Here is a 15664-nt window from a genome sequence, read left to right on the forward strand (position 1 = left end):
CGACGGCAACGGCGCGACCATGACCCAGGCACCGACACCGACCGCGGACACCGTCCGCCGACTGGCCCGTTCGCTGCTCGCCGGCAGCGAGGCCGCGGGCGCGGGCCCCGACGTCCGGCCCGTCACCGAGGGCGGTGAGCACACCACTTGGTGGGTCGGCACCCGTTATGTGCTGCGGCTCGCCCAGGACCGCGAGACCGCCGTGCGCCGACGCCGCGAGCTGCGGCTGCGCGACCTGGTCCGCCCGCTCGTCGGGGTCGCGGTACCGACCAGCGTCGCGCACGGCGACTGGGCGGGCGGGCTGGCCTACACCCTGGACACCCGGCTGCCCGGCCGCTCCGGTGAGGCGCAGGACGTCTCCGCGGTCGGTGAGGCGGACCTCGCAGGACTGCTGACGGGGCTGCGCGAGGTGCCCGTACGGCAGGCCGAGGCGCTCGGGGTGCCACGGGCCGCGCCCCGCTCCCTGGAGGAGCTGAGCACGGCCGCGGAGCGGGCCGCCGAGCGACTCGCCGCCGCCGACGAGTTCGACCCCGGACGCCTCGCCCAGCTCACTCGGCCCGCCGCCGGCCAACTGGCCGCGCAGACCGCGGCCGCCGTCCTCGTCCACCACGGCCTCAAGGGCGAACACCTGGTGGTGAGCGCCGACGGACGGGTGCGCGGCGTCCTCGACTGGACCGACGCGGTCCTCGGGGATCCCGCCGAGGACATCGCCGGGCTTGCGATCGCCGTCGGCGCCCCCGCCGCCGTACGCGCCGCCACCCTCGCCGACTACGGAGCCCGCCCCTGTCTGCGCGGCCTGTGGCTGTCCCGCTGCGACACGGTGATCCGCCTCGCCGAGCGCCTGCGGGGCCGCGGCGAAGACCCGCTCCCGCTGCTGCGGACCCAACTGGGCCGCGCCTGGGAGCCGATCCTCCTCGAACGGGTCACGGACCTGCCGGGCGACGGCTGAGCCCGGCCGCGCGAAGCCGCCCGGCGCTCATGCCTGCGTCAGCACCACACACGACTCGCCGGGCACGCTCAACAACCCGTCCGCGTCCGGCGCCTCGACCGGTTCCCACGCGGCCAGCACGCGCGCGTGGCGCAGCCCCAGCGGGATCGCGGCGGCCTCCTTGCCGAGGTTCACCGCCACCCGTACGTCCCCGCGCCGCAGGGCCAGCCAGCAGGCCTCGTCGTCGTAGGCGATCTTGACGGCGGCGAGATCGGGGTCCGCGAGGTCGGGCTGACGGTGGCGCAGGGCGATCAGGTCGCGGTACCAGGCCAGCACACGCGCGTGGAGTGCCTTTTCGGGCTCCGACCAGTCGAGGCAGGAGTGGTCGCGGGTCGCCGGGTCCTGAGGGTCGGGGACGTCCTCCTCGGCCCAGCCGTGCGCCGCGAACTCCCGCCGCCTGCCCCGCCGTACGGCCTGAGCGAGCTCGGGATCGGTGTGGTCGGTGAAGAACTGCCACGGGGTGCCGGCCGCCCACTCCTCGCCCATGAACAGCATCGGGGTGAAGGGCCCGGTGAGCGTCAGCGCGGCCGCGCAGGCCAGCAGCCCGGGGGAGAGGGACGCCGACAGCCGGTCCCCCTGGGCGCGGTTGCCGATCTGGTCGTGGGTCTGGGAGTAGCCGAGCAGCCGGTGCGCCGAGACGCGCGTACGCTCCAGGGGGCGGCCGTGGCGGCGGCCGCGGAAGCTCGAGTACGTACCGTCGTGGAAGAAGCCGGACGTCAGCGTCTTCGCGAGCGCCGCGAACGGGGACCGCGCGAAGTCCGCGTAGTAGGCCTGCCCCTCACCGGTCAGCGCGGTGTGCAGCGCGTGGTGGAAGTCGTCGTTCCACTGCGCGTGCAGCCCGAGACCGCCCTCCGCGCGCGCGGTGACGAGCCGCGGGTCGTTCAGATCCGACTCCGCGATCAGGAACAGCGGCCGGCCCAGGTCGTCGGCGAGGGCGTCCACGGCCGTCGACAACTCCTCCAGGAAGTGCACCGCGCGCGTGTCCCGCAATGCGTGCACCGCGTCCAGGCGCAGCCCGTCCAGCCGGAAGTCCCGCAGCCAGGCCAGTGCGCTGTCGACAAGATACGCGCGCACTTCGTCAGAACCCGGTGCGTCCAGGTTCACCGCGGAGCCCCAGGGCGTCTGATGGGTGTCCGTGAAGTAGGGCCCGAACGCGGGGAGGTGGTTGCCGGACGGGCCGAGGTGGTTGTGCACGACGTCGAGGACCACACCCAGGCCGAGTTCGTGCGCCCGGTCGACAAAACGCTTCAGCGCCTCCGGGCCGCCGTACGGCTCGTGCACGGCCCACAGGGAGACCCCCTCGTACCCCCAGCCGTGCCGCCCGGGGAACGGACACAGCGGCATCAACTCGACGTGCGTGACGCCCAGTTCCGCGAGGTGTTCGAGCCGCCCGGCCGCCGCGTCGAGCGTTCCCTCGGGGGTGTACGTCCCCACGTGCAGCTCGTAGAGGACCGCGCCCGGCAGCGGGCGCCCCGCCCACTCGGTGCGCCACGCGTACCGGGCCTGGTCGACCACCGCGCTCAGTCCGTCCGGGCCGTCCGGCTGCCGCCGGGAACGGGGATCGGGCAGCACGGGGCCGTCGTCCACCGCGAACCCGTACCGCGTGCCGTCCTGCGCGTCCGCGTCGCCCGTCCACCATCCGGCGCGCTCCGGATCGCGCTCCAGAGCGCGCGTGGCGCCCGCGCAGTGGAGCGTCATCCGGTCGGCATCCGGTGCCCACACCTCGAACCGCACAGACGGTTCCCCCTTGTCCGCTCTCCGTTGCGTGTTGCGTGTTGCCTGTTGCCTGCTGTCCGTTGCCCGCTCTCCGTGACAGAGCGCGACGTGAGTGGCACAACATGTCGTGACGTAGCACGTCCATGGTGCTTCACGCGAGATCAATTCGCTTTCGAATCCACCCTTTTGCCGCGTGTTTGCCACGTGATGGACGCGTGGAACCCACCTGTCGGCGGCGGCGGCCGTTTCCGGGTCTTCTGGACACCCCGCTCCTACTGACCGACAATCACCTCCGTGACGTCGTCTTTCGAGTTCCACACGTACCCCGCGCGGCTGTCCGACGCGGAGCGCGACCGGGCGCTGAAGGCGCTCAGTGACGGCGTCGCCCTCGGGCGCCTCTCGCACGACACGTTCGTCCGCCGGATGGAACTGGCGCTCGCCGCCCGCCGCTCCGACGAACTCGCCGTGCTCATCGCCGACCTGCCCACCGAGGGGCGCTGGTCGAAACTGGTGTTCGGCACTGTCGAGGCGGTCTCCGGCTTCACCGTACGGCTGCGCAGGGCCTGGCAGGCCGAGCGTCTCCCCAAGCTGCTGCTGCCCCACCCGGGCAACAACTACCCCCTGCGGATCGGCCGCGACCCCGCGAGCGGACTGCGGCTCAACCACGAGACGGTCTCCCGCGTCCACGCCGAACTGAGCCGCCAGGGCGGCGTGTGGGTGCTGCGCGACCTCGGCTCGACCAACGGGACGACCGTCAACGGACGGCGGGTGATCAGCGCCGCCGTCGTCAAGGAGGGCGACCAGATCAGCTTCGGACGCATGTCCTTCCGCCTCTCGTCCTCCTGAGCGACCGACCTGCACCCGTGTGAGCCTTGGCCTCTGTTTCACTCAGTGATTTCCTCGAATTCCCTTACGTTCGACGGTGTTGACGTACCTCCACAGCCGTGACTGACTGTGCGTACACCATGCACATCAGGTGAATCGACGGCACCATAATTGTGGAGGTGTGCCCTGCCGCCACTCCTCCGCTACCCGACCGTGGACGAACTGGGCGCCCGTGCGGCCGCGCTCGTCGCCCGCCGGCCGCGCGACGCCCGACTGCGCCGAGTGGGCACGTCACGGGCGGGCACCCCGCTGTGGCTGCTGTCCGTCGGACACGGCGGCCGCCAGGCCCTCGTCGTCGCCGGACCCCACGCCAACGAACCCGTGGGCGGCGCCACGGCCCTGCGCCTGGCCGAACGGGCACTCGCCGACCCCCGGCTCTGCGAGGGCGCCGACGCCACCTGGAACCTGCTGCTCTGCCTCGACCCCGACGGCGCCCGCCGCAACGAGGCCTGGCTGTCCGGCCCGTACACCCTCGGCCACTACTTCCGGAACTTCTTCCGTCCCGGCTTCCTCGAACAGCCCGAGTGGCTGCCCGAGGGCGCGGCCGGTGCCACCCTCCCCGAGACCCGCGCCCTCCTCGACCTCCAGGACGAACTGCGGCCGGTCTTCCAGTGCTCCCTGCACGGCGTCGACGTCGGCGGCGCCTTCGTCGAACTGACCCGCGAGCTGCCCGGACTCGCCCAGCGCGTCGCCCACACCGCGGCCCGCCTCGGCATCCCGCGCGAACTCGGGCCCTACGACACCCTGTACTGGCCGAGGCTCGGCCCCGCCGTCTACCGCATCCCGCCGCCGCACCCCGGCGACCTGGCCGCCGCCATCACCGAGGCCGCCGTCGAGTCCACCTGGTTCCACCCGCACCGCTACGGCACCGTCACCGCCGTCGTCGAGGCCCCCATGTGGGGCGTGGGGGCCGTGGAGGACCCCGCCCGGCCCGCCGACGCCGACGCCGTGCTGCGCTTCCTCAGCCACACGCTGCGCCACGACACACGGCTCCTGGAAGGCATCCTCGGGCGGATCCGCCCCGACCTCGACACCTCCCCGGACGCGGCCCGCCTCCTCGCGCCCGTCGACGACTATTTACTCGTCGGGCCCGGCCTCGCCGACTCCTGGGACCCCGACGTGCACGACGCCGGGGCGCGTGCCCTGCCGCCGCTCGACACCGCCCGCCTGACCGCCCTGCGCCTGGCCGGACGCCGGGTCGCCCTGCGCACGGCCGGGCTGCTGCATCAGCTCGTGACCGGCTCCGGGCACGACCCGAGCGGGGCGCTGCCGGAGCTCGACCGGCTGATCGACGCATGGTGCGCCGACTACCGCGAGGGCTGCGGGGCGCGCTGGATCCCGGTCGCCCGCCAGGTCGAGTACCAGGCACGCGTGGTGATCGCCGCGTTCGAACTCGCCGGGCGGTACGCGCCCGTGCGCTCCCATTCGGGTGAGACGGGGTGGGGTTCGCAGGCCGCGCTGCCGATGCACCGGGAATGACGAGAAACATCCACGCGGTAGGCAACGCTCTCCTCGCGACCGTCGCCCTGCTCACCCTGGGCGCGACCCCGGCCCAGGCGGCGCCCCACGAGGCGCTCCCCGGCAACTGGCTCTACCTCACGCTCACCACCGGCGACGCCCACTCCAGCAGCACCCGCGGCACGCTCCTGCTCTGCGACCCGCCCCAGGGTCACACCCGCGCGGCCGAGGCCTGCGCCGAACTCGCCACCGCCGGGGGCGACATCTCCCGGATTCCGCCCAGGCCCGACAGCATCTGCTCGATGATCTACGGCCCGGTCACCGCATCGGCGCGTGGGGAGTGGGAGGGGCGGCAGGTGACGTACTCGCACACATTCTCGAACTCGTGTGTGATGGGGGCTGAGACGGGGGCGGTGTTTGCGTTGTCGGATTGAGGTGATGTCAGATGACAGATGACGATATCTGTCATCCGATATCTGTCATCTGATATCCGTCGTCTGCTCTCTGACCTCTGCCATCCGTCAGACGTCATCTGCTATCCGCTATCTGCTATCTGCTATCTGCCGTCTGTCATCTGTCATCTGCCGTCTGTCAGACGTCAAGCCGCGCCGTCCCGCGCATGCCGCGCCGCCGCGACCACCGTGCGGGACTGGTGCTCGACCTGGTGCTCCAGCGGGACCCAGCGGGCGCGGAACCGTTCGGCGAAGGCGTCGCTCCAGGCGGCGACCAGGCGTTCGAGGCGTGGCGCCGCCCGGTCGTCGGCCTCCTGGAGGACCCGCAGCAGCATCGCGGCGGCCCGCAAAGGGAGTCGGCGCCCGAACGCGTCGACACTGCCGACGTACGCCATCGTCGAGTCGGGGGGAGGCGTCCGCACCCAGTCGTGGGCCAGACCCGGCACCAACTCCAGCGCCCACTTCGCGGCGCGCAGGAGGGGCCCGTCGGGGCCGGGGAGCCTCGGCAGGACCTCCGTGAGTACGTCCTGCACCTGGAGCGCGTCGCGCAGCAGTCGGTGCGCCAGGCGTCGCATCGCCGCGTCCGGTGCGGGATGCGGCGCTGGGTCGTCCACGAGGTCGCTGGCCCACATCGGCACCTCGACGACCGCGGTCAGGCCGCCGTACCGGTGGGTGTGGTACCAGGTGCTGTGCCGGGCGTCGTCGGGCATGCTCGGGTACGCCGCGTCCGAGCCCGGCGCCGGCATCACATGCACCCCGGGTCCGGAAGCGGGCCAGCCGGCGGCGTCCGAGGCGCCCGTCTCCACGGGGATGTGCAGTTCCGCCGCGGACTTGGCGAAGGGTTCGGCGAGGCCCGGGATGTCCTTGGTCAGCTGCACCCAGCTGCCGCCGAGATCGGTGCCGTGCAGGGTCACCTGGAGGTAGGGCCGCAGCTCGTCGATGACCCGGGTGAGGGCGCGGGTCTCCGGGGGCAGCCGGTCGGGCGGCAGGACGGAGGGCGACCACTCGGGCTGTTCGGGGCCGGCCGGACGGAAGAACCCGAGATGGTAGTCGAACAGGGTGCGCGGGGCCGGTGTCACATGGAGGCTCGCGCCGTCCGGGTCCGCGCAGAGGAGGAAGTGCCAGGAGGTGTCGGCCCGCAACTCCCGCTCGTGCAGTACACGTTCGGCCAGGGACTGGAGCGTCGAGCCGCCGGTCGGCTCGTTCGCGTGGGCGCCCGCCACGACGAGGACCGCGCGCTGGGCGTGACCGACGGACAGCAGATGGAGGGGTCTGCCCGCGCGCGAGACGCCGATCTGTCTGAGGGCGCACAGCCCGGGACGGAGAGCCGCCAACGTCCGAGCGGACGAGACGATTTCGGTCACACTGGGGTAGCGCAACTCCGGCAGGAGACTCACCCCCGACTTGTCCGCCCTGCGTCGCTTTCCGCAGTACTCCACGGTCTGGGGGAACTGTCAAGGAGAAGGCGGGGCGGCGCCCCGCGGCTCCAGGTGTCGTTGATCCCCGCCAGGACGGGCGGGCAGCGCCGGAAGAGGCGTACGCGGCGCCGCTCGTCCCCGCCCGAGGGCCGGGGCCGACCTCAGGAGTCCCGGCGCGGCCCGCGCGTCGTCGCCCGCCCCACACGCGCTCCCTCCGATGCGAGCCCTGGGAGCGTGCGCGGTCGCGAGCCGGTCCCGGGACGAAGCTCCGGCGCGCGGTGAAGCCGCCCGGGCCTGTGACGAGCCGACGAGCCCCGGCATCACCCGTTCGGGCGTACGAGGACTGCGGTCCGGGGGCCTCGGTGGTCCGCTGGGAACAACCACGTGCCGCTCCCCGGCGCGCAGACCCGAGGTGGGAGGCCCGCGGTGTTGTGTTCTCATGGCCTTCCCGTCGAAGGCGCTTCGATCGAGCCCATCGCCTCGATCGAGCCCATCGCTTCGATCGAGCCCATTGCTCCGGTCGCGGCCACCGCTCAGGCCGCTCGGCTCGCTCAGGTCGCTCCGACCACGCCGCTCGCGACATCGACACGACCGCCCGTCGTACGACGGCTGCCCGACCCACCGAGCCTGCTCACCCCAGGCATCGAACGCGACCCGTACCCCCTGTACCGCATCCTGCGTCGGAAGTTCCCGCTCGTGTACGACCGGCCGTTCGGCGCGTGGCTGGTCAGCCGGTACGCCGATGTGCGCGCCGCCCTCGCCGACCCACGGCTCGTCGCCCCGCCGCCCGGACGCACCCTGGCCCACCTGGAGGGCGGCACGCACAGCGCGCACCGGGCCCTCGTCTCACCGGCGTTCCGCGGACACGCCCTGACCGCGTTGACCGCCGGGGTCGAACGGACGGCGTACGTCCTCGCCCGCCGCCTCGCCGACCGCCAGGAGGCCGACCTCGTCGCCGAGTTCTGCCACTGGCTGCCGACCGCGGCGGCCGTCGCCGCGCTCGGGCTGCCGTACGAGGACACCGCGCGCGTGCACTCCTGGTGCCGCACGGGCCTCGACCACCTCGGCGGCCACCACCCCGAGCTCGACGCCTTCCTGCTCCCGTACATCGCCCGCCGACGCGCCCACCCGGGCGGCGATCTGCTCTCCGCGCTGTGCACGGCGCGGGCGGACGGCCGCCCGCTGTCCGACGAGGCGGTGGCGGGGATCGCCGGGACGCTCCTCGGCGCGGGCGGCGAGGCGACCGCGCACGCGCTGGCGTCGTTCCTCGCCAACCTCCTCGACCACCCCGGCCAACTGGCGCTGGTCCGCGCCCGGCCCGAGCTGACGGCCGGGGCCTGGGCCGAGTCGCTGCGCCGCGATCCCCCGCTGCACATCGTGCTGCGCCGGGCCGTCGAGCCGGTCGGCGCGGTACCCGTGGGCGCCACCGTGGCCTGTCTGCTGGGCGCCGCGGGCCGCGACCCGGCCCGGTTCGCCGACCCGGACCGCTACGACGTCTTCCGGCCCGACCCCGGGCAGCTCGCGTACGGCTCCGGACGGCACTTCTGCCCCGGCGCGCTGCTCGCCCGGCTCACCGCGGAACACGGCCTGCACGCCCTGCTCGCCGCCCTCCCGGAGCTGCGCAGGTCCCCGGGCTTCCGCCCCGTCGCGGAGGGCCTGATCAGCCGCTCTCCCCGGAGCCTGCTGGTCCGCCTGCGCTGACCCGCTCCAGAAGGACCACCGGCAACGGCTCGAAAAGCTCCGCCACACGTGTGTGCCCCGTGAATTCCCGCTCCGGGTCGAGCACGTCCGTCCACCGGCCCTCCGGGAGCGCGAGCCGGGTGTCGCGCCAGCCGCCCGCCTCCGCCAGGCGCAGCGAAAGCCGGGTGACGGCGGAAATCACCTCCCCGGAGCGGACGAACGCCGTGCAGTGCGCGGCGCCCGGCCCCTGCGCCGCCAGCGGCACGTACGTCGCCGCGTCACCGAAGACCTCGGGGCGCCGCCCGCGCAGCCGCAGAGCCGCCGTGGTGAGCGCGGTCTTCGCCGACGTCTGCTCCAGCGGCGTGAACGGCTCGCGGTTGTCGGGGTCCACCAGCGCCAGGTACTCGCCCTCGGTGCCCTGGTAGACGTCGGGTACCCCGGGCATCGTCAGCTGGACCAGAGCGGCTCCCAGGACGTTCGCCCGGACGTGCGGGGTGAGCGAGGCCCGGAAGTCCGTCACGTGCCGCCCGGGCGGCCCGCAGGGGCCCGCCGCGACGAAGGACGCCACCGACTCCTCGTACGCGGGGTTCTGCTCGGTCCAGGAGGTGTGCAACCCGGCCTCCCGAACGTGTTTGAGCAGTGCCCCCTGGACGCGTTCCGCGTCGGCCGGACCCAACCCGAACACCGTCTGCCACGCGGCCCACGCGAGCTGGGGGTCGGGTACGCCCGTCGCCCCTTCGCGGGTCACCTCGGCCAGCACGTCCGCCCATCGCTCGGGGCACTGGGTGAGCACCGAGAGGGCGGCGCGGACGTCGGCGCTGCGTTTGGTGTCGTGCGTCGACAGGGCGGTGCCGGTGGCGGGCCAGTCGCGCTGCACGCGCGCGCAGTAGGCGTGGAAGTCCTCCGGGGAGACGGCCGGAGCGCCCGGGTTCCCGCCCACCTCGTTGGCCGACAACAGGGGCACATAGCGGTAGAAGGCGGTGTCCTCCACGGACTTCGCCCGCAGCGCGGACGAGGTCTGCGCGAACCGGGCCCGGAACCCCGCGTGCTCGGGCCCGTCACCGGCCCGCCCGAACAGCAGGTCCCGTACGACGTCCACGGCGTGCGCCTCCTGCGGCACCGTGAAGACCGCCCGGGCCTCTTCGGCGGCCTCCTCCGTCACGACCAGGGAGGGGTCCGTGGACGGATACGGCCGGTACACCTCGACGCGCACCAGGAGTTCCCGCAGCGCGGTGCCCAGGGCCCACGGGGCGTGGTCGCGCGGTTCCGGGTCGGGGGAGGCGGCGCACAGCCCGCTCGCCTCGCGCGTGAGGCGGTCGAACTCCGTGGCCAGCTCGTGCGTGATCACCTTGTACGCCGCCCGGCGCACCGTTGCCTCCCAGCGGCCGCCTCGATCGGCCTGGGGGGCCGCGAACCGCCGGTACTGGCCGAGGAGTTCCCCGGCGCCCGCCGGGTCCGTGAAGAGGCCGTCGACGTGCCGCAGGGCGTCGTAGCCCGTGGTGCCCGCGACGGGCCAGGCGGCGGGCAGCGGCTCGCCGTCCGCGAGGATCTTCTCGACCACCGTCCAGCGCCCGCCGGTCGCCTCGTGGAGGCGGCGCAGATAGGCGTCCGGGTCCGCCAGGCCGTCCGGATGGTCGATGCGCAGTCCCTCGACCACGCCCTCGTCCAGCAGCTCCAGGAGCTTCGCGTGGGTCGCCGTGAACACCTGCGGGTCCTCGACCCGCACTCCGATGAGTTCCGAAATGCTGAAGAAGCGGCGGTAGTTGAGGTCGGTGCGGGCCAGCCGCCACCAGGCCGGGCGGTACCACTGCGCGTCGAGGAGCTCCGGCAGCGGCAGCCCCGCGGTGCCCTGGCGCAGCGGAAACACGTGGTCGTAGTAGCGCAGCACGTCGCCGTCCACCTTCAGCCGGCCGATTTCCGCGCCGAGCCGGCCCCCGAGCACCGGCAGCAGCAGCCGGCCGTCCCCGGCGTCCCAGTCGATGTCGAACCAGCGCGCGTACGGCGACTGGGGGCCCTCGCGCAGCACCTCCCACAGGGCGTGGTTGTGGCGCGGGGCCATCGCCATGTGGTTCGGCACGATGTCCACGACCAGACCGAGCCCATGCGCCCGTGCCGTGCGGGCGAGGGAGCGCAGCCCGTCCTCGCCGCCCAGTTCATCCCGTACACGCGCGTGGTCCACCACGTCGTAGCCGTGCGTCGAGCCGGGGACCGACTCCAGGACGGGGGACAGGTGCAGATGGGAGACGCCGAGCGAGGCCAGGTACGGCACGGCGGCCTCGGCGGCCCCGAAGGGGAACTCCGGCTGCAGCTGCAGCCGGTAGGTGGCGGTGGGTGCGGCGGGTACCACCGGGGCCGGGATCTCCCGTTCGGGACGCTCAGGTGTCATGGAAACCTACGTACCCGCCTCGCCCTCTTTCGTGTCATCGACGTACGCCCGAATGACCGGCTACGCGGGCCGTTGCAGCACGGTCAGGCTCCGGTCGAGCAGGGTCAGCCGGTCACCGGCCTGGACCTTCGCACCCGTGCCCGCCGCCACCCCGTCCGGGAGGGCCGTGTCGACGACCACCTGCCACTGACGCCCGTGGTTGACCGGAACCACGAACTCCAGGGGCTTGGGCGAGGCGTTGAACATCAGCAGGAAGGAGTCGTCGGCGATGTGCTCACCGCGCGGACCGGGTTCGGAGATCGCGTTGCCGTTGAGGAAGACCGACAGCGCCTGCGCCTGCGTGGACCCCCAGTCGCGCTGGGTCATCTCGGTGCCCGCCGGGGTGAACCAGGCGATGTCGGACAGCTCGTCGTGGGTGCCCTGGACGGGACGGCCGTGGAAGAACCGGCGCCGCCGGAAGACCGGGTGGTCGCGGCGCAGCCACACCATCGCGCGCGTGAAGTCCAGCAGCTCGCCGCCGTCCTCGGGCCACGGCACCCAGGCCAGCTCGCTGTCCTGGCAGTAGGCGTTGTTGTTGCCGTTCTGGGTGCGCGCGAACTCGTCGCCGTGGCTGAGCATCGGCACGCCCTGGGAGAGCATCAGCGTCGCGATGAAGTTGCGCCTCTGACGGGCCCGCAGCGCGAGTACGGCCTCGTCGTCGGTGTCGCCCTCGGCGCCGCAGTTCCAGGACCGGTTGTGGCTCTCGCCGTCGCGGTTGTCCTCGCCGTTGGCCTGGTTGTGCTTGTTGTTGTAGGAGACGAGGTCGTTCAGCGTGAACCCGTCGTGGCAGGTGACGAAGTTGATGGAGGCGAGCGGACGCCGGCCGTCGTCCTGGTAGAGGTCGGAGGAGCCGGTCAGACGGGAGGCGAACTCCGCCAGCGTGCGCGGCTCGCCGCGCCACAGGTCCCTTACGGTGTCGCGGTACTTGCCGTTCCACTCGGTCCACAGCGGTGGGAAGTTGCCCACCTGGTAGCCGCCCTCGCCGACGTCCCAGGGCTCGGCGATCAGCTTCACCTGGGAGACGACCGGATCCTGCTGCACCAGGTCGAAGAACGACGACAGCCGGTCCACCTCGTGGAACTGGCGGGCCAGCGTGGCCGCGAGGTCGAAGCGGAAGCCGTCGACGTGCATCTCGGTGACCCAGTAGCGCAGCGAGTCCATGATCAGCTGGAGCACGTGCGGGGAGCGCATGAGGAGCGAGTTGCCGGTCCCCGTGGTGTCCATGTAGTAGCGGGGGTCGTCCGCGAGGCGGTAGTACGAGGCGTTGTCGAGGCCCCTGAAGGACAGCGTCGGGCCCAGATGGTTGCCCTCGGCGGTGTGGTTGTAGACCACGTCCAGGATGACCTCGATCCCGGCCTCGTGCAGCGCCCGGACCGCCGACTTGAACTCCAGGACCTGCTGGCCTCGGTCGCCCCAGGACGCGTAGGTGTTGTGCGGGGCGAAGAAGCCGATCGTGTTGTAGCCCCAGTAGTTGTCGAGGCCCATCTCCACCAGCCGGTGGTCGTTCACGAACTGGTGTACGGGCATCAGCTCCAGGGTCGTGACACCCAGCTCCGTCAGGTGTTCGATGATCGCCGGGTGGGCGAGCGCCGCGTAGGTGCCGCGCAGTTCCTCGGGCAGCGCCGGATGCCGCATCGTCAGGCCCTTCACATGGGCCTCGTAGATCACCGTGTGGTGGTACTCGGTGCGCGGGCGCCGGTCGTCGCCCCAGTCGAAGTACGGGTTGACCACGACCGAGGTCATGGTGTGCGGCGCCGAGTCCAGGTCGTTGCGCTTGTCGGGCGCCCCGAACGGATAGCTGTACACCTCCTCGCCCCACTTGACCGAGCCGCTGATCGCACGCGCGTACGGATCGAGCAGCAGTTTCGCGGAGTTGACGCGCTGTCCGCGCTCGGGCGCGTACCGCCCGTGCACCCGGAACCCGTACCGCTGCCCGGGCATGATCCCCGGCAGATACGCGTGCCGTACGAACGCGTCGCTCTCGCGCAGTTCCACCGCCGTCTCCGAGCCGTCGTCCTGCAGCAGACACAGCTCGATGCGGTCGGCGGCCTCCGAGAAGACCGCGAAATTGGTACCGGCGCCGTCGTACGTGGCACCGAGTGGATACGCCTCTCCAGGCCAGACCTGCATGGATACGACTCTTCCAGTAGTGCCGCGCCCCTGGGGGCAACTCGGAGTCGAGTCTCCCCGAAAGTGAGGGAACCTCATATGACTTATGTCCCTCTTACCCGCTGACCAGGCATACGTCGTATGCCGAACCAGTGGGGCTCAGATCACTCCTGGAGAAACAGAGGGAGTAGGGGGAAATGTGCGCAAGATAGTGCACCGCCATCTGGGAAAGGTGGTGGCGGGTGCGGCCATCGCGGTGGCCGGGACGGCCGTGATGGTCGGGGTCACCCTTCCGGGCTCGGCGGGGGCCGATGAGAGCTCGGGGGGTCTGCGCGGCGGCAACCAGGCCGCGCAGCAGGGGGGACAGGACCAGGGACAGGCGGCCGTCGAGCCCGGTGTCGTCGAGCGGGCCCGGGCCGAGGGCGACAAGGGCACCGGCCGTGATCCGCTGACCGACGACGAGACCAAGCGGGTCGAACAGATCGCGCTGAACCGGCAGTTGCTGACCTCCGGCGAGAACGTCGAGGGGCAGCGCGGCCCTCAGCGTATCGGGGTCGACCTCGCCGATCCGGAGGAGAACGAACTCGACGACCCGAACGCGCCGCGCCGCGCGGATGTCACGTTCTACGACTACAAGGACGACTCGCTCGTCACCAAGACGGTCAACCTCGACAGCGGGAAGGTCGAGCGGACGGACACCCAGCACGGTGTCCAGCCGCCCATCAGCCGCGACGAGATGGTCGAAGCCGCGAAACTGCTGATCGCGGACCCGCTCGGCGCGGGCCTGCGAGCCGACTACAAGGACGCCACCGGCAAGGAACTCACCTCGCCCGACCAGCTGACGCTGAACAGCATGGTCTACCGGGCGACCTCGGGCGCCCAGCCCGCGCTCCTCGCGAAGTGCGGCGAGCACCGCTGCGTGAGGCTGTTCCCGAAGGTCAAGAACGGGTCCTGGATCGATGCCCGTCAACTGGTGATCGACCTGAGTGCCCGCAAGGTCGGCAAGCTCGGCTGAGCCGCGGCCGACGCGCTCCGGGCGGCTGAGCCGCCTCCGTTCACTTCCCAACGCACCTCCTTCTTCCGCATGCTTTCGCAAGGAGTCTCTTCGTCATGCGCGTGAACAGAATCAGCCGTGCCCGCAGCCGTACGGCGGTCGGCCTCTCGGTGGCCGCACTCGCCGTCGGCGCGACGACGGCCGCGGGTCCGGCCGTCGCCCAGCCCAAGGCCGCGCCCGCGGCGGCCCCCGGCTGCAGCACGGCGTACAAGATCGAGCAGAAGCTCTCCACCGGCACCACCTGGCGCATGTGCTGGCACTACGAGAGCGAGGCCGGGCTCGTCCTGGAGGACATCTCGTACCAGCCCAAGGGCGAGGCCCAGCCGATCAAGGTCCTCACCAGTGCCAAGCTCGGCCAGATCCACGTCCCCTATGACGACGGGAAGGCCGAGTACGACGACCTCACGGGCGCCGGCTTCGGCCAGGGCCTGATGCAGATGGCGCCCGGCGAGTGTCCCGGCGGCACCATCAAGACCGTGAAGATCCCCAACGCCTGGGACCCGCAGCACCCGAACGTCAACGGCCTGTGCACCACCACCCGTTCGCGCGGCCACGCCTACCGCATGGAGGCCGACACGGGCAACAAGGTCTACCAGACCCAGGGCAAGGACCTGCTGATCTACACCGTCAACAAGGTCGGCTGGTACGAGTACATCACCGAGTGGCGCTTCCAGGACGACGGCACCATCAACATGAACATCGGCGCCACCGGCAGCCTCTCGCCCGGCGACTACGACGCGGGCGACGGCCGCGGCTGGCCCATCGGCAAGGGCGCCAAGGCCTACGCCACCAGCCACAGCCACAACGTCTTCTGGCGGCTGGACTTCGGCCTCGACGGCTCCTCCAAGAACAAGGTCGAGCAGTACGACTCCGTGGTCAGCCCGCCCCGCAACGGCAACGAGGGCCCGACCAACAAGACCACCCGCACCAAGATCACCAAGGAACTCGCCGGCGACGCCGAGAACATGCGCTGGTGGCGCGTCGTCAGCGACACCGGCAAGAACAAGGACGACCACGCCCGCAGTTACGAGATCGTTCCGGGCGCCACCACCAAGTACCTCGGCCGCCCCTTCACCAAGCACGACGTGTACTTCACCGAGTACAAGAAGTGCGAGCAGTTCGCCACCAACAACCTGCTCAACTGCGGTGCCGGAGCGGGCACGTCCGTCGACAAGTACGTCAACGGACAGACGCTCACCCACCCCATCGTGTGGGTCAACGTGGGCTTCCACCACATAGCGCGTGACGAGGACCAGCAGCCCATGCCGGTCCACTGGCAGGGGTTCTCCCTGGCTCCGCGTGACGTCACCGCTATGAATCCGCTCACTCCGCCGGAGCTCGCCGACCAGAACGGGCATGTGGAAAACGGTAGTTGAGAAACGACCTGTCCATCGGGCTGCACCGCCCGCCGCTCCCGGAGTACCCTTCCTTGATCGTTGAGTGGGGCTGACCCCACGGAAGAGCTCGGGGGAGCGGAAG

General features: G+C 71.8%; 11 protein-coding genes. 7 read left to right on the forward strand and 4 right to left on the reverse strand.

Features of this window, described 5'->3' with window-relative positions:
- The first annotated feature begins 19 nt into the window (after nucleotides 1–19).
- Nucleotides 20–949: an aminoglycoside phosphotransferase family protein gene (locus tag ACFZDJ_RS47210; protein WP_385369383.1), complete on the forward strand. Its 930-nt coding sequence runs from the start codon at nucleotides 20–22 to the stop codon at nucleotides 947–949.
- Between the two features lie 27 nt (nucleotides 950–976).
- Here ACFZDJ_RS47210 and treZ read toward each other — a convergent pair whose 3' ends face one another.
- The gene (treZ, locus tag ACFZDJ_RS47215) at nucleotides 977–2722 is read right to left on the reverse strand and encodes a malto-oligosyltrehalose trehalohydrolase (RefSeq protein ID WP_391068682.1); all 1746 of its coding nucleotides are present in this window, start codon (nucleotides 2720–2722) and stop codon (nucleotides 977–979) included.
- 276 nt (nucleotides 2723–2998) lie between these two features.
- On the opposite strand from treZ, the gene ACFZDJ_RS47220 reads away from it, so the two are divergent.
- The 3 genes from ACFZDJ_RS47220 (at nucleotide 2999) to ACFZDJ_RS47230 (ending at nucleotide 5481) form a co-directional block, all read left to right on the forward strand.
- Nucleotides 2999–3550, forward strand: a complete 552-nt coding sequence (locus tag ACFZDJ_RS47220) for a DUF1707 and FHA domain-containing protein (protein WP_168512202.1) — start codon at nucleotides 2999–3001, stop codon at nucleotides 3548–3550.
- Between the two features lie 150 nt (nucleotides 3551–3700).
- Nucleotides 3701–5068 (forward strand): M14 family zinc carboxypeptidase, encoded by a 1368-nt coding sequence (locus ACFZDJ_RS47225; protein WP_391068686.1) that lies wholly within the window; start codon nucleotides 3701–3703, stop codon nucleotides 5066–5068.
- Nucleotides 5065–5481, forward strand: a complete 417-nt coding sequence (locus ACFZDJ_RS47230) for an SSI family serine proteinase inhibitor (RefSeq protein WP_391068689.1) — start codon at nucleotides 5065–5067, stop codon at nucleotides 5479–5481. The genes ACFZDJ_RS47225 and ACFZDJ_RS47230 overlap by 4 nt, the downstream gene beginning before the upstream one ends.
- 164 nt (nucleotides 5482–5645) lie before the next feature.
- Here ACFZDJ_RS47230 and ACFZDJ_RS47235 read toward each other — a convergent pair whose 3' ends face one another.
- A complete protein-coding gene (locus ACFZDJ_RS47235) occupies nucleotides 5646–6896 on the reverse strand; it encodes a M14 family zinc carboxypeptidase (RefSeq protein ID WP_391068692.1) in 1251 nt (416 codons plus the stop codon).
- A gap of 447 nt (nucleotides 6897–7343) precedes the next feature.
- On the opposite strand from ACFZDJ_RS47235, the gene ACFZDJ_RS47240 reads away from it, so the two are divergent.
- Nucleotides 7344–8618 (forward strand): cytochrome P450, encoded by a 1275-nt coding sequence (locus tag ACFZDJ_RS47240; protein ID WP_391068695.1) that lies wholly within the window; start codon nucleotides 7344–7346, stop codon nucleotides 8616–8618.
- Here the strand turns inward: ACFZDJ_RS47240 and treY are convergent.
- Both treY and glgX read right to left on the reverse strand, forming a co-directional pair.
- Nucleotides 8578–10983 (reverse strand): malto-oligosyltrehalose synthase, encoded by a 2406-nt coding sequence (treY, locus tag ACFZDJ_RS47245; protein ID WP_391068698.1) that lies wholly within the window; start codon nucleotides 10981–10983, stop codon nucleotides 8578–8580. The two genes, ACFZDJ_RS47240 and treY, sit on opposite strands and share 41 nt — an antisense overlap.
- Before the next feature lie 60 nt (nucleotides 10984–11043).
- Nucleotides 11044–13152, reverse strand: coding sequence for a glycogen debranching protein GlgX (glgX, locus tag ACFZDJ_RS47250; protein WP_390938240.1), 2109 nt, complete (start codon nucleotides 13150–13152; stop codon nucleotides 11044–11046).
- A 178-nt stretch (nucleotides 13153–13330) separates the two neighbouring features.
- On the opposite strand from glgX, the gene ACFZDJ_RS47255 reads away from it, so the two are divergent.
- Both ACFZDJ_RS47255 and ACFZDJ_RS47260 read left to right on the forward strand, forming a co-directional pair.
- The gene (locus tag ACFZDJ_RS47255) at nucleotides 13331–14146 is read left to right on the forward strand and encodes a Tat pathway signal sequence domain protein (RefSeq protein ID WP_391068701.1); all 816 of its coding nucleotides are present in this window, start codon (nucleotides 13331–13333) and stop codon (nucleotides 14144–14146) included.
- A gap of 95 nt (nucleotides 14147–14241) precedes the next feature.
- On the forward strand, nucleotides 14242–15561 hold the full coding sequence (locus ACFZDJ_RS47260; RefSeq protein WP_391068704.1) for a copper amine oxidase: 1320 nt from the start codon (nucleotides 14242–14244) through the stop codon (nucleotides 15559–15561).
- The last annotated feature ends 103 nt before the right edge of the window (nucleotides 15562–15664 follow it).

This window comes from Streptomyces sp. NPDC007896 (assembly GCF_042959425.1).
Classification (GTDB): domain Bacteria; phylum Actinomycetota; class Actinomycetes; order Streptomycetales; family Streptomycetaceae; genus Streptomyces.